Annotated in this window: 17 protein-coding genes; 16 read left to right on the top strand and 1 reads right to left on the bottom strand. The window is 30.8% G+C overall.

Annotated elements, in window-relative coordinates; all coding sequences use genetic code 11:
• The first annotated feature begins 318 nt into the window (after positions 1–318).
• The 15 genes from FAY47_RS13500 to mreB all read left to right on the top strand — a co-directional run bounded on the left by FAY47_RS13500 (position 319) and on the right by mreB (position 12545).
• On the top strand, positions 319–690 hold the full coding sequence (locus tag FAY47_RS13500) for a hypothetical protein (RefSeq protein ID WP_143317439.1): 372 nt from the start codon (positions 319–321) through the stop codon (positions 688–690).
• Positions 678–1361 (top strand): F0F1 ATP synthase subunit A, encoded by a 684-nt coding sequence (locus tag FAY47_RS13495; RefSeq protein ID WP_143317438.1) that lies wholly within the window; start codon positions 678–680, stop codon positions 1359–1361. Before FAY47_RS13500 ends, FAY47_RS13495 begins: the two co-directional genes overlap by 13 nt.
• A 28-nt stretch (positions 1362–1389) precedes the next feature.
• The gene (atpE, locus tag FAY47_RS13490) at positions 1390–1611 is read left to right on the top strand and encodes an ATP synthase F0 subunit C (protein WP_143317437.1); all 222 of its coding nucleotides are present in this window, start codon (positions 1390–1392) and stop codon (positions 1609–1611) included.
• Positions 1612–1658: 47 nt separating this feature from the next.
• Positions 1659–2150, top strand: coding sequence for a F0F1 ATP synthase subunit B (locus FAY47_RS13485; protein ID WP_143317436.1), 492 nt, complete (start codon positions 1659–1661; stop codon positions 2148–2150).
• 2 nt (positions 2151–2152) lie between these two features.
• Positions 2153–2692, top strand: a complete 540-nt coding sequence (locus tag FAY47_RS13480) for a F0F1 ATP synthase subunit delta (protein WP_143317435.1) — start codon at positions 2153–2155, stop codon at positions 2690–2692.
• Between the two features lie 10 nt (positions 2693–2702).
• Positions 2703–4217 carry a F0F1 ATP synthase subunit alpha gene (gene atpA / locus FAY47_RS13475; protein ID WP_143317434.1) on the top strand — a complete coding sequence of 505 codons (1515 nt, stop codon included), beginning with the start codon at positions 2703–2705 and terminating at the stop codon, positions 4215–4217.
• Positions 4218–4256: 39 nt separating this feature from the next.
• On the top strand, positions 4257–5105 hold the full coding sequence (atpG, locus tag FAY47_RS13470) for an ATP synthase F1 subunit gamma (RefSeq protein WP_143317433.1): 849 nt from the start codon (positions 4257–4259) through the stop codon (positions 5103–5105).
• A 16-nt stretch (positions 5106–5121) separates the two neighbouring features.
• Positions 5122–6513 carry a F0F1 ATP synthase subunit beta gene (atpD, locus tag FAY47_RS13465; RefSeq protein ID WP_143317432.1) on the top strand — a complete coding sequence of 464 codons (1392 nt, stop codon included), beginning with the start codon at positions 5122–5124 and terminating at the stop codon, positions 6511–6513.
• 13 nt (positions 6514–6526) lie between these two features.
• Positions 6527–6937, top strand: coding sequence for an ATP synthase delta/epsilon chain alpha-helix domain-containing protein (locus tag FAY47_RS13460; protein ID WP_143317431.1), 411 nt, complete (start codon positions 6527–6529; stop codon positions 6935–6937).
• A gap of 131 nt (positions 6938–7068) precedes the next feature.
• Positions 7069–7707: a hypothetical protein gene (locus FAY47_RS13455; protein ID WP_143317430.1), complete on the top strand. Its 639-nt coding sequence runs from the start codon at positions 7069–7071 to the stop codon at positions 7705–7707.
• 21 nt (positions 7708–7728) lie between these two features.
• Complete coding sequence (murA, locus tag FAY47_RS13450) at positions 7729–8988, top strand: UDP-N-acetylglucosamine 1-carboxyvinyltransferase (RefSeq protein ID WP_143317429.1); 1260 nt, start codon at positions 7729–7731, stop codon at positions 8986–8988.
• 147 nt (positions 8989–9135) lie between these two features.
• Complete coding sequence (gene spoIID, locus FAY47_RS13445; RefSeq protein ID WP_243129623.1) at positions 9136–10158, top strand: stage II sporulation protein D; 1023 nt, start codon at positions 9136–9138, stop codon at positions 10156–10158.
• Positions 10159–10331: 173 nt separating this feature from the next.
• Positions 10332–11054: a M23 family metallopeptidase gene (locus tag FAY47_RS13440; RefSeq protein WP_143317427.1), complete on the top strand. Its 723-nt coding sequence runs from the start codon at positions 10332–10334 to the stop codon at positions 11052–11054.
• A gap of 114 nt (positions 11055–11168) precedes the next feature.
• Positions 11169–11420 (top strand): sporulation transcriptional regulator SpoIIID, encoded by a 252-nt coding sequence (gene spoIIID / locus FAY47_RS13435; protein WP_143317426.1) that lies wholly within the window; start codon positions 11169–11171, stop codon positions 11418–11420.
• 87 nt (positions 11421–11507) lie between these two features.
• Entirely contained in the window at positions 11508–12545 is a 1038-nt protein-coding gene (mreB, locus tag FAY47_RS13430) for a rod shape-determining protein MreB (RefSeq protein WP_143317425.1), read from the top strand.
• Between the two features lie 41 nt (positions 12546–12586).
• Here mreB and yyaC read toward each other — a convergent pair whose 3' ends face one another.
• A complete protein-coding gene (yyaC, locus tag FAY47_RS13425) occupies positions 12587–13126 on the bottom strand; it encodes a spore protease YyaC (RefSeq protein ID WP_143317424.1) in 540 nt (179 codons plus the stop codon).
• Between the two features lie 108 nt (positions 13127–13234).
• Between yyaC and FAY47_RS13420 the strand changes: the two genes are divergently transcribed.
• Complete coding sequence (locus FAY47_RS13420) at positions 13235–13672, top strand: hypothetical protein (protein ID WP_143317423.1); 438 nt, start codon at positions 13235–13237, stop codon at positions 13670–13672.
• The last annotated feature ends 182 nt before the right edge of the window (positions 13673–13854 follow it).

Raw genomic sequence — 13854 nt, 5'->3', positions numbered from 1 at the left:
ATTGATTTATAAGCAATAAAAGTAACGATATGAAAAAATTTCGACAAGTTATTTAAGTAAATTATAAAATAATGAGAATGAAAATGTTATCACATATATTTTGTAGAAAAATGATATTTCAGAATATTTAAAAAAATGATTTTTTGATAGCAAATTCATGCAAAACGAACTGTGGAGAACTTTACTTAAGATATCAGGCAATAATGGTAATTATTTTTAAAAAATGGTCATTTTTAAGTAGATTTGCTTATAATTAAGGTTTTCTTAATAATTCAGCTGGAGATATAATTACTAGGTCGAAAGGATGAAGATTGTCAGATGAGTAAAGAGATGAATAAGCTTATTTCAATTGTAGCAAAATATGATATGATTTGTGGATTATTTATGTCTTTAATTATTGGACTGATCTTTAATCAACAAGTTGCATTAGTTTTTTTACTAGGAATATTTGTATCAGTGGTCAACTTTATAATAAGTGTGTTTGAAACAACAAAATGGTTGGGGAAAAGTTCTTTTATGCTAGTTATTTCTAGGATAGCTAGAATTTTTTTTATACTCATTTGTGTTTTTCCATTTATACATAATTTCGAACTAATAATATCATATTTAGTTGGCTATATGATACATTTTATAGTATTAGGCTATTGTATAATATCGAAGGAGGGAAGTGGTAAGAGTTGGAAGCAGTAGAACCTATTTTTTCTTTTGACATTGGTGGATTCACAGCTATAATCGGTAAACAGGTTATATGGCAGTGGATAATAATGCTAATTTTAGCAGTAGTGTCTTTTCTTTTAACAAGAAACTTAAAAAGAGAACCTGGTAAAGTTCAAATAGCACTTGAATCTTTATATAGGGCTGTTGAAAATCTTGTTAAAGGCAATATGGGTGAAAACTATGTTGGGTATATACCTTATGTAGGAACACTTATAGTTTTTCTAGTGGCTTTGAACCTAACAGGATTAGTAGGAGTTAAACCACCAACAGCATGCTTAGGTGTAACAGCCGGTCTTGCAATATCAACATTTGTTGTTATCAATGCAAATGCATTGAAAAGAAATGGTTTGTTAGGTTTCTTAAAAGGTTTAGCATCACCTAGTATATTTATGTTACCACTAAACCTTATGGAAAGAGTTGTTGTACCTTTTTCCTTAGCACTACGACTTTTTGGTAATATGGTAGCAGCTGTAATAATTACAGATCTTGCTTATGAAGCATTAGAAGGCGTAGCATTTATAGCAGGAATAGGGTTACCAGTCATTCTTCATGCATATTTTGATGTGTTTGATGGATTGATTCAAATGTTAGTATTTACAATGTTGACTGTAATAAATATTAAAGTTACAGCAGAACATCATTAAAAAAAGCGAATTTTAAGGAGGAAGAATTATGAATTTAGCACTTATAGGAGCAGGTATTGCTGTATTATCAGGTATTGGAGCAGGTATTGGTATAGGTATAGCAGCTGGAAAGTCAGCAGAAGCTATTGCTAGACAACCAGAAGCATCAGGTAAGATTCAAAGTTTATTTATCCTAGGAGCTGGTCTTTCAGAAGCAACAGCTATTTATGGATTAGTTGTTTCATTAATACTTATGTTCGTATTATCATAAAAATTAAGAGTTAACTTAGATTGACTCCGAAGGGAGGCTATAAGAAAATGGATAAATTAGGATTAGAACCAACTACCCTTATTCTAACAATTATAAACTTTATAATATTAATATTAATATTAAAACATTTTCTATGGGATAAAATTAAATTAGCCATCCAAGATAGAGAAGATTATATTAATTCTCAAATTGAAAAGGCTGATGAAGATTCTCAAAAAGCAAGATTATATCTTGTTGAAAATGAAAGAATATTAAAGACAGCAAAAGAAGAAGGTAGCAAGATAGTTGAAGTTCAAAAGGATAAAGCGGGCAAGGTATATGATGAAATAGTAGCTGATGCCAATAAAGAAGCTAAGACTATCATTGAAAGAGCTAAGACAGAAATCAATCGTGAAAGAGAAAAGGCTGAGTTTGAACTTAAGAAACAAGCAGTTGATTTAGCTATAGATATATCAGCTAAAGCTCTTCAAGAAAAGATTGAAGATAATGAAAAGCAAAGGCAATTAATAGAAGATTTTATCACTAAGGTAGGTAATTAAATATGTATGAATATTTAGATAAAAGATATGCTCTTGCCTTATATCAGATTGCTGAAGAAAAAGATAAAGTTGAGGAATATCTAAGAGACCTTAGAGAAATATGTGATCTAATAGATAATAACGAAGAGTTTGGTAAAGTTATTAAACATCCTCAAATAAGTACAAATAAGAAGAAGGAAACATTTGTTAATATATTTAAGGATAATATAGATAAAGATTTGTTATCTTACTTATTAATACTTATTGAGAAAGATAGAATATCATTTATTAGAGAAAAATATAATGAGATGGAAAAAATTCATCTTGAGAAAAATAACACTCTTATAGCTACAGTAAAAACAGCTGTACCACTATTAGAGAGTGAAGTAGAAGCTTTGAAGAAAAAACTTGAAGAAAAGTATGATAAAAATATTATCATGACTACAGAAGTTGACAAAAGTATCTTAGGCGGAGTTTTTGTAAAAGTAGGAAATGATGTTATAGATGGAACTGTCAAATCAAAGCTAGACGAAATGAAAGATTTAATGCTTAAGAGAGAATAGAGGTGAGTCCATGAATATAAAACCAGAAGAAATAACTTCTATTATAAAACAAGAAATAGAAAAATATGAAAAGCATATTGAAACAGTAGATTCTGGTACAATAATTCAAGTTGGTGATGGAATAGCTAGAGTATATGGTCTAGACGATTGCATGCAAGGAGAATTATTAGAATTCCCAAATGAAGTATACGGTATGGCTCTTAACCTTGAGCAAGACAACGTAGGTTGTGTTTTACTAGGCTCAGAAGAAGGAATTAAAGAAGGAGACATAGTTAAGAGAACAAATAGAATAGTTGAAGTTCCAGTAGGTGAAGCAGTAATAGGAAGAGTAGTAGACTCTTTAGGAAAACCTATAGATGGAAAAGGACCTATAGCTTCTAAAGAAAATAGAGCTATAGAAACACCAGCTCCAAGTATAATAAAAAGAAGTTCTGTTAACGAACCAATTCAAACAGGAATTAAGGCTATTGATTCAATGATACCAATAGGTAGAGGTCAAAGAGAACTTATCATTGGAGATAGACAAACAGGAAAGACAGCTTTAGGAATAGACACAATAATAAATCAAAAAGGTAAAGATGTAATATGTATATATGTTGCTATAGGTCAAAAGCAATCAACTGTTGCACATATAGTAAATACACTTACAGAAATGGGAGCAATGGACTATACTGTAATAGTAAGTTCAACAGCATCTGATTCAGCACCACTTCAATACCTAGCACCATATGCGGGATGCAGTATTGGTGAATACTTTATGGATCAAGGTAAGGATGTATTAGTTATATATGATGATTTATCTAAGCACGCAGTTGCTTATAGAACAATGTCATTATTACTAAGGAGACCACCAGGAAGAGAAGCATATCCTGGAGATGTATTCTACATACATTCAAGATTACTAGAAAGAGCAGCAAAACTTTCTCCAGAACTTGGCGGAGGATCTTTAACAGCTCTACCAATAATTGAAACTCAAGCTGGAGATGTTACAGCATATATACCAACTAACGTTATATCTATTACAGATGGACAAATATTCTTAGAATCTGATTTATTTAATTCAGGGGTAAGACCAGCTGTTAATGCAGGTATATCAGTATCAAGAGTTGGTGGTAATGCTCAAATTAAGGCTATGAAGCAAGTATCTGGTACATTAAGACTTGAACTTGCTCAATATAGAGAACTTGCTTCCTTCTCACAATTTGGATCTGACTTAGATAAGGATTCAAAGAGAAGAATTGAAAAAGGTATGAGATTAATGGAAGTGCTAAAACAAGGACAATATCAACCAATGGATGTTGAAAAGCAAATTGCTATCCTTTATGCAGCAGTTAATGATTTCCTTTCTGATATTAAAGTAAGTGATATAAGAAAATTTGAACAAGGCTTCTTAGAATATATGGATACACATCAAAGAGATTTATTAAAACAAATTGTTGATGATAAGGAATTAACTGATGGAATTAAGTCTGGACTAGAGGAAGCCGTAGTTAGCTATAAAAAGATATTTTTACAAGAGGCATAGCTTTTAACAAAGCTATGCAATTCTTTAGGAGGTGGACTTATGGGTGCAGCAGGACTGATAGAAATAAAGAGAAGAATGAAATCAGTACAAAGTACTAAGAAAATAACAAATGCCATGGGGCTTGTTGCCACTTCTAAGCTTAGAAGATGTAGGATGGAATTAAGTGCTAATGAAGAGTACATGAAAGCAGCTGAACAAATAGTTAGATCGCTAGCATCAGCTGAATCTGATTTCGTAAGTCCTTATTTTTCTGGTAATAATAGCGAAAAAAAATTATATATAGTAATGACTTCAGATCAAGGATTATGTGGTGGATATAATAATAACGTAGTTACATTTCTTGAGAATTTAGTTGAAAATGATATGAATAATACTCGCGTAATTACCGTTGGAAGTAAAGGAATTGGTTATGTTAAAAGAGCTGGTTTTGAAACAGTATCTGAATATGTTGATATTCCTGATATTCCAACTGCAAAGGAAGTTAAAGTCATTTGTGAAAAAGCATTGTCTCTTTATAATTCAAAGGAAGTTTCAGAAGTTCATATTGTTTATACAGAATTTCAATCTTCTGTAAAGCAAGAAGTAAAAGATGAACTACTTTTACCAGTTAAAAAACTAGAAGGAACTTCTGTAGATCAAATTGTTGAACCAGATTATGAAACAGTTCTAACAGATTCCTTAGAAGTATATCTTAAAGGAAAGTTAAGAAGACTTATGCTTAGTTCAAAATGCAGTGAACAAAGTTCAAGAATGACTGCAATGGATGGAGCAACAAGCAATGCAAATGATATATTAGAAAACTTGAATTTGAAATATAATAGAATAAGACAATCAATTATAACACAAGAAATTACTGAAATAGTTAGTGGAGCAGAGGCTCAAAATTAGTAAGGAGGTACTTTAGATGCCTGGGAAGAATGGAAAAGTTGTCCAAGTAATTGGACCAGTAATTGATATTAAATTTGATTCTGATTCTCTTCCTAACCTATATAATGCTATAGACATTAAAATGGGAGAAGAGACTTTAGTAGCAGAAGTAGAACAACACATGGGAGATGACATAGTTAGAGCCATAGCTATGGAAGCAACAGAAGGATTAAGAAGAGGTATGGAAGCAATAGATACAGGAAAACCTATTGCAGTACCAGTTGGAGAAGAAGTTCTAGGAAGATTATTTAATGTTCTTGGTAATCCTGTGGATAATGAAGGACCAGTTAATAGTAAAGAAACTTATCCTATACATAGGCCTGCTCCAAGTTTTAAAGATCAATCAGTTGAACCTATAATGTTTGAAACAGGAATTAAGGTTATAGACTTACTTGCACCATACCAAAAAGGTGGTAAAATTGGACTATTTGGTGGAGCAGGTGTTGGTAAAACTGTATTAATTCAAGAGTTAATTAACAATATAGCAAAAGAACATGGTGGACTTTCTGTATTTACAGGAGTTGGAGAAAGATCAAGAGAAGGTAATGACTTATATCATGAAATGAAGGATTCAGGAGTTATTTCAAAAACAGCTCTAGTTTTCGGACAAATGAATGAACCACCAGGTGCAAGAATGAGAGTTGCATTAACTGGACTTACAATGGCAGAATACTTCAGAGATAAAGGTCAAGACGTACTTCTATTTATAGATAATATATTTAGATTTACACAAGCTGGATCAGAAGTATCAGCTCTACTTGGTAGAATACCTTCAGCTGTTGGATATCAACCAACATTATCTACTGAAATGGGAGCACTACAAGAGAGAATTACATCAACAACACATGGATCAATTACATCAGTTCAAGCTGTATACGTGCCTGCTGATGACCTTACAGATCCAGCGCCAGCAACAACTTTCTCTCACTTAGATGCAACAACAGTTTTATCAAGAAGTGTAGCGGAGCTTGGTATTTATCCAGCAGTTGATCCACTTGAATCAACTTCAAGAATTCTTGATCCTAGAGTTGTTGGTGAAGAACACTATAATGTTGCTACAGAAGTTAAAAATATACTTGAAAGATATAGACAATTACAAGATATAATTGCTATTCTTGGTATGGATGAATTATCTGAAGAAGATAGAGCTGTTGTAACAAGAGCTAGAAAAATACAAAGATTCTTATCTCAACCATTTACAGTTGGAGAACAATTTACTGGAATTAAAGGTAAATATGTATCAGTAAAGGACACTATAAGAGGATTTAAAGAAATATTAGAAGGAAAGCATGACGATATACCAGAATCTGCTTTCATATTTGTAGGGACTATAGAAGAAGCCGTAGAAAAGGCAAAGACTTTAGGATAAGGGGCTGATAATTATGGCCAAAACCTTAAAAGTAAAAATAATAACTCTTAATAAAGTGGTTATGGAAAAAGATGATGTAAAGAGATTTGCTTCAAAAGCAGTAAATAGTAGTTTAGAAATTTTAAATAACCATGCTCCAATAATCACAAGTACAATACCTTGTGTTACAGTTGTTGAAGGAAATGATGGAAGTAAGGTTGAATTATTTACTTCAAAAGGTGTAGTTAATGTTAAGGATAATGAATTAGTATTTTGTTGTGATGCTGCAGAGCTTCCAGAGGATATTGATTTAGATAGAGCATTAGAATCAAAAGAAAGAGCAGAAAATAGGTTAAAAGATTATTCTAAATACGATGTTCAACGTGCTAAATTAGCACTAGCAAGAGCTTTAGCAAGAATAGATTTAAAAGAGCACTCCAGATAGGAGTGTTCTTTTTTGTTATAAAAAATTAATTTTCACCAAAAAGCGTAAAATTTATATATTATAGTATAGAAATAAAATGAATAAAAAAAAGATAGCTGACAATAATTAAAGAAGAAAGGTGGGGTGTATACATGAAAAATAAAATATGCCTTATTCTAGTATTCTTATTTTCCTTTTTTAGTGAGTCAGTATATTCATATGGGAAACAGAATGAAGGAATAATTAACGTTGAAAGTAGAATTTGTAAAACTTGCGATTTTACACAAAATGGTGTCATGGCAAGGTATAACACAAATAATTCAAAACAGGAAGAAATTAAGAAAATAGTAAAAAATATAAATAAGAATTTTGCTAATGCTAATTGTAATGTTATGGAAGATGAGATAAGTAGTAGGACTAGCACTTTTGATATACAAGCCTCTATTTGGGAGGAGAATAACAAGACAATGGTGGAAATAAAAATCATAAATTACAATAAAGATAGTAACTTAGGATTTTTGATGAAAGAATTGACTAAATTGCAAACTAAAAATATTTTTCATATAAGATATTTTCAATATATAAAGGGAAAAATAAAAAATATAGAAGAGACAATAGATAATATAAAAAACATACAAGAGATTACGAACATAAACACCCTAGCAATCCATAATGGTTATGTTGGAACAGGTTATATATATAATGGAGAAAGGGTAAATTTTGCAGTAAGTAGTTATGATACAGGCTCTTACTTAATTATTGGGACACCAGTAATATTTGCAACATACTAACAATTCATTATGGAGGAAAATATGGAAAAGATAATAGTAAAAGGTGGAAATAAACTTAGTGGTGAAGTAAATATAAGTTCTGCAAAAAATTCAGTATTACCAATAATAGTGGCAACAATTTTATGTCCTGATAAAGTTATAATACAAAATTCTCCTATGTTAGAAGATGTTAATGTAATATGTAATTTGTTAAATGAATTAAATTGTGATATTAACATTTCTAAAATAAATAACAGCCTTACCATTAATACAGAGAATATTATACCAGCTGATGCAAATAGCGAATTAATAAAAAAGATGAGAGCATCATTCTTAATAATGGGACCAATGCTTGCTAGGTTTGGATATTGTAAATTATCTTTACCAGGAGGGTGTAATATAGGTAGTAGGCCTATAGATCTTCATTTAAAAGGATTTAAGGCATTAGGAGCAGATGTTAATATAGGTCATGGAATTGTTGAGGCTAGCGCAAAGAAATTAATAGGAAATAGAATATATTTGGATTTTCCATCTGTTGGAGCTACAGAAAATATATTGATGGCATCAGTACTGGCAGAGGGAACAACAATAATTGAAAATGCAGCAGAAGAACCTGAAGTATGGGATTTAGCAAATTTTCTAATATCGATGGGAGCTGATATAGATGGTGCTGGAACAGGAAAAATTGTTATAAATGGGGTGAAAACATTAAAAGGAATCACCTATAAACCTATTTTTGATAGAATTGAAGCCGGAACATTTATGATAGCGGCAGCAATAACAAATAGTATAATCAAAATCAATGGGGTTAATGAAGAACATTTAAGACCGTTAATAGAGAAATTAAAAGAATGTGGAATCATATTTACAGAAAAAGATGATTGTATAATTGTTGATGGTAGAGGGGATAAAAAGCCTATTGATATTAAAACTATGCCATATCCAGGATTTCCTACAGATATGCAACCACAGATGATGAGCCTATTAAGCATTATTAATGGATCTAGCATAATTACAGAAACTGTTTTTGAAAACAGGTTTATGCATGTGGCAGAATTAGCAAGGATGGGAAGTAAAATAAAGATTGATGGAAGAACAGCATTTATTGAAGGTGTTCAAAATCTAACTGGATGTGAAGTCAAAGCTACAGATTTAAGAGCAGGAGCAGCAATGATTCTTGCTGGGTTAATAGCAGAAGGAAAAACAGAAATAAATGATATATATCACATAGATCGTGGTTATATAAATGTGGAAGAAAAGTTCAAAAATTTGGGTGCAGATATTATAAGAATCAGTAAATAAAAAAGGTATCTATACTGTCTTTAGGTGGTATAGATACCTTTTTTTATTGAACTTAACAAAAAATAAAATAAGTTATATGAATCATTAAATAAGCATATAAATAAAATAATGATTCGTATAGGAGGAAAGTTAGTGCACATAAGGGAAATGTTAAACAAATTTAAAGTTATTTTCGCAATGACAGGGTTTATAATATGCTTTTTAGTGTTGTTTTGTGTAATATTTGTTATTAAACCTAATATTATAAATCAGTATAAGATAGATGATCATTCTATAAAATATATAAAAGGAGAAGGAATAGAAGTTAAGGGAACAGATAAAGTGAAAATGTATGATACAAAAAAACAACAGATAGTGGAACTTAATTTAGAAGATTATGTAGCAGGAGTTGTAGCAGCTGAGATGCCAGCAGATTTTGGAGATGAGGCATTAAAAGCTCAGGCTGTAGCTGCGAGAACATTTTATTTTTCAAGACGATTATCACCATGTGAAGAAGCTCATGGTGCTGAAATATGTAATTCTACTCATTGTCAGGTATATATGAGCAAAGAAGATAGAATGAATAATTGGTCAAAATCAGAAGGGGAAAAGAATTGGAATAGAATACTTAATGCTGTAAATTCTACAAAAGAGGAAGTACTTGTTTATGAAGGGGAAATAGCTAAACATCCTCAATTTTTTGCAATTAGTTCAGGAAAAACAGAAAATTCTGAAGATGTATTTGCTGATAATGTTCCATATTTGAAGTCAACAGATAGTCATGGAGAAGAAATAGCGAAGAAATTTGAAACTGTTACGGAAGTTAAAAATGGAGAGTTTTTATCAAAAATTAAAAAAAAATATCCTAAGGTCAAATTAGATGAAAAAAACTTAAAATCTAGTATTAGCATTTTATCAAGAACTGATGGGGGAGGAGTAAAAGAAATTAAGATAGATAGTATAACAATATCAGGAGTGGAGTTTAGAAAAATATTTAATATCAATTCTGCTAATTTTACTTTAGAATTTGGAAGTTCTTCAATAAAGATAGATTGCAAAGGATATGGACATGGCGTTGGAATGAGTCAATGGGGGGCAAATGTAATGGCTAAAGAAGGAAAAGGCTACACGGAAATATTGAAACATTATTATAATGGAATTGAAATAGAGAAAATTAAGTATAATAATTAGTAGATTTAACTATAAGAAAAATTGATGAAGAGAGAATGTTTTTAGAGCTATTTGAAATAGAAATTGTTTCAAATAGCTTTTTATTTATTTTGTAGAAATTTGGTGCAATAAAATTATGTAAATAATGTATTAATTTATTATTTGAGGAAATAATACAAAAAGGAGGTGTTTATATGGATAAAAACTATAAGCAAAAGGTAAAAGACTTTTTTAGAAAGGAGGGCTTTTACGTTGTATTGTTTATTTGCTTATGCATAGTAACTACAGTAGCAACAATTGCTTTTAAGAAAGCAAACACTTCAGAATCGAAATCTGAAGTTGCTGATCAAAAACAAGAAATTACTTTAAATGTTGATGATAAAGATAAAGATGTTAGTAGTCAAGTTCCTAATGCGGAAAGAGTAGAAAATACTCAAAAAAATCAGGAAAATAAGGATGCTACTAAAGCAGTGATAACTAATAATAATGTTAAGTTTAAAAATCCAACAGAAGGAGCGTTATTAAGAGGATACACATATCCAAAACCAGTGAAAATAAATGATAAAGAATTAAGAACTATATCTGGTATTGATGTTCAAGCTAAGGTTGGATCAGATGTTAAAGCAGCTGCTGATGGAGTAGTTGAAAATGTTGGGCAAGGTGATGTGCAAGAAGGAATAGCTATATTAATTAAACATGCAAATGGAATGAAGACTAAATATTGTAATTTAGATTCAAAGACATTGGTTAAGCAAGGAGATAAAGTAACTGGCGGAACAGTTATAGGAAAGGTTGGCACATCAGTAAAAATATTTGGTGATAATTACAATAAAGAGTACCTAAATATACAGGTATTTAACGCAAATAATGAACAAGTTGATCCATTGAAGTATTTTTCGTACAAAAGTAAGCAATAATAAATGCAAATAATATTAATCAGTCATTTTCTTGAAGAAAGTGACTGATTAATAAGTAATTTAACAGATAAAGCTTGCATAATTATAAATATAGTTAGTTAAGGAGGCAGCATTTTGAAAGACTACATTGAAGAAAGGGTACTACAGGTGGCTCAATACATTATTGATTCTAAGGCTACAATTAGAAAAACTGCAAAAGTTTTTGGAGTAAGTAAAAGTACCATTCATAAAGACATGACTGAAAGACTACCTAAAATAAATTCCAGAATCGCAGAAGAAACACATAGTGTTTTGGAATTAAATAAAGCTGAACGACATATTAGAGGTGGAAAAGCAACAAAATTAAAATACAAAGCTATTGAATGATAATAGTAAAATATATATAATTATCTTTAGGGAGAATTTGCAAAAATATTGTAGTTTCCTGTAAAAAAGATATTAGGAGTGAAATAAATGTGGTTTTTAAGAAGGGGAGCAGAATTAGGAATTGATTTAGGTACGGCTACTGTATTGATATATGAAAAAGGAAAAGGTGTAATACTTAAAGAACCTTCAGTTGTAGCTATAAATAAAAATAATAATAAGATTTTAGCTGTAGGCGAAGATGCTAGAAAAATGATTGGGAGAACACCAGGAAATATAGTCGCAGTACGTCCATTGAGAGATGGGGTAATCTCAGATTATGATATAACAGAAAAGATGTTAAAAGAGTTCATAAAAAAGGCAGTTGGAAAGAAAAATATAGTAGCACCTAATGTAGTAGTATGTATTCCTTCTCAAGCAACTGAAGTTGAGAAGAGAGCTGTTATAGACGCGACAAGAAATTCGGGAGCCAAAAGAGTTCACATTATTGAGGAACCATTAGCAGCAGCTGTTGGAGCTGGAATTGAAGTTACAAGACCTAATGGAGCTATGGTTGTTGATATAGGTGGTGGAACATGTGATATTGCCATCATTTCATTGGGCGGAGTTGTAGTAAGAAAATCAATAAAGGTTGCTGGAAATAGGTTTGATGAAGCAATTATTAAATACATTAGAACAAAGTATAAAATAATGATTGGAGAAAAGACAGCAGAAGACTTAAAAATAAATGTAGCAACTGCTTTCAAAGGAAATAGAAATCTTATCACTACAATGAAAGGTAGAAATTTAGTAAGTGGATTACCTGACGAGATAGAAGTATCGACCGATGAAATTAGGCAAGCCTTACAAGAATCTACGTACACGATTGTTGAAAGCGTAAAAGCTGTATTAGAAAGCAGTCCTCCAGAATTAGCTGCTGACATAATGGAGAAAGGTATACTAATGACTGGTGGAGGAGCCCTTTTAGATGGTCTAGATAAGCTTATTGAATTCGAAACTGGTGTTAGCGTATATGTAGCAGAAGATTCAGTTGAATGTGTTGTAGAAGGCACAGGAAAGATGCTAAGTTTGTTAGATAAGTTGGATTTTTCAGAAAACTCCCAAGAAATCACATTAATTTTTGAATAGAATGAAAGATTGGAAATTATATATATTTCCAATCTTTTTGTTTATATAATTACATTTATACCTTTGTTCCAGTAATATGCATGAAGGATTCCTTTGGAGATTACTCTAGCCATATCTAAAACTAATGATAATCTAATTGAGCGAGAAGAAAAAAAATCAGCGTTATCACTAGTATCAACAATACCTATGATAGATGCCATGCCAACATCAGGAAGTGATTTGCCAACGCCTTTACCAGGATGAATAGCATAATCTCTTGTATGAATTTCTCCTATTGATTTTGTTTCACCTAAGCAAGCATCTATGCCAACTATACATGCATTAGGATGAAGTTTATTTATCTGTTCCAAGCGATCATCAATATTTAATGCGTGAATAGGAGTTTCTATTGTTCCATATATAGGAAGAGGAAATAGATTATCTTTTAAGATAGTTCCAACTAATGGGCCAAGACAATCACCTATACATTTGTCGGTACCTATACAAACAATTATGGAATCATCTCTTATAAAATCACGTATCCCCTCGGCAATTTCATAATAAGACAGTGCAGATTTATAATGAATTTTTCTTTTTACCACGCGTTTACACCCCCTATGACTAAATATATGAATAAGAAGTGTAAAATAGTATTTGAAAGTATAAAAAAACAAATAGTGGAAATAAATCAAAATAAAGGAGTTGGTAAAGTGAAGAATTTACTGAGATTGCTAATGTTAATATCATTGGGAGTAACTATATATACTATTGCGGTTTGGGAGCCAAAAAGAAGTAGTAATTATAGTGTAGAAGAAAAGTCAAAGGAAATTTTCAACGATAATGTAGACAATAGTGTAAATATTGACAATTTAAATACAAAAGTGAATGAGAGTAAATCAATATTTAAAGTGAGTAAAGAAACAATGGAAAGTAGTATGACGGAAGAGAATATAAACAAAGTTCAAGCTATAATTAAAAATATGTCAGAAGTAGATATTGATAAGATAAGAAAAGAAGAGAAAGATGAAGATAAAGAGAGAGGGACAGAGGAAATATTTAAAATATTAAATAAAAGATTATCATCAAAAGATTATAAAACAATAAGGAGCATTTATGATCCTTATATTAATTTTGCAAATATACAATGAATAGATATAAAAATGTAAATTGGATATTAATATTGAGAAAAATATATTATGAGTTAGTATTATAGAGTTAATTTCTTTAAAAGGTGGTATTCGAGAGTTGAAATAAACAGTCTTTAAATATATACTAACTATTGTTGGTTCGAGTGCTTTCAATAAGTGTCGACATTAAAAGTTATATATAA

It is taken from the genome of Clostridium sp. HBUAS56017 (assembly GCF_007115085.1).
GTDB classification, from domain to species: domain Bacteria; phylum Bacillota; class Clostridia; order Clostridiales; family Clostridiaceae; genus Clostridium; species Clostridium cibarium.
The sequence above is the reverse complement of the archived record's forward strand: the minus strand, read 5'-3'. Positions and strand labels throughout refer to the sequence as shown.

Bases quoted from the DNA above. Each gene is read 5' to 3' on its own strand.
- FAY47_RS13500 (WP_143317439.1), top strand. From the start codon at position 319: ATGAGTAAAGAGATGAATAAGCTTATTTCAATTGTAGCAAAATATGAT.
- atpE (WP_143317437.1), top strand. From the start codon at position 1,390: ATGAATTTAGCACTTATAGGAGCAGGTATTGCTGTATTATCAGGTATT.
- FAY47_RS13485 (WP_143317436.1), top strand. From the start codon at position 1,659: ATGGATAAATTAGGATTAGAACCAACTACCCTTATTCTAACAATTATA.
- FAY47_RS13480 (WP_143317435.1), top strand. From the start codon at position 2,153: ATGTATGAATATTTAGATAAAAGATATGCTCTTGCCTTATATCAGATT.
- atpA (WP_143317434.1), top strand. From the start codon at position 2,703: ATGAATATAAAACCAGAAGAAATAACTTCTATTATAAAACAAGAAATA.
- atpG (WP_143317433.1), top strand. From the start codon at position 4,257: ATGGGTGCAGCAGGACTGATAGAAATAAAGAGAAGAATGAAATCAGTA.
- atpD (WP_143317432.1), top strand. From the start codon at position 5,122: ATGCCTGGGAAGAATGGAAAAGTTGTCCAAGTAATTGGACCAGTAATT.
- FAY47_RS13460 (WP_143317431.1), top strand. From the start codon at position 6,527: ATGGCCAAAACCTTAAAAGTAAAAATAATAACTCTTAATAAAGTGGTT.
- FAY47_RS13455 (WP_143317430.1), top strand. From the start codon at position 7,069: ATGAAAAATAAAATATGCCTTATTCTAGTATTCTTATTTTCCTTTTTT.
- murA (WP_143317429.1), top strand. From the start codon at position 7,729: ATGGAAAAGATAATAGTAAAAGGTGGAAATAAACTTAGTGGTGAAGTA.
- spoIID (WP_243129623.1), top strand. From the start codon at position 9,136: ATGTTAAACAAATTTAAAGTTATTTTCGCAATGACAGGGTTTATAATA.
- FAY47_RS13440 (WP_143317427.1), top strand. From the start codon at position 10,332: ATGGATAAAAACTATAAGCAAAAGGTAAAAGACTTTTTTAGAAAGGAG.
- mreB (WP_143317425.1), top strand. From the start codon at position 11,508: ATGTGGTTTTTAAGAAGGGGAGCAGAATTAGGAATTGATTTAGGTACG.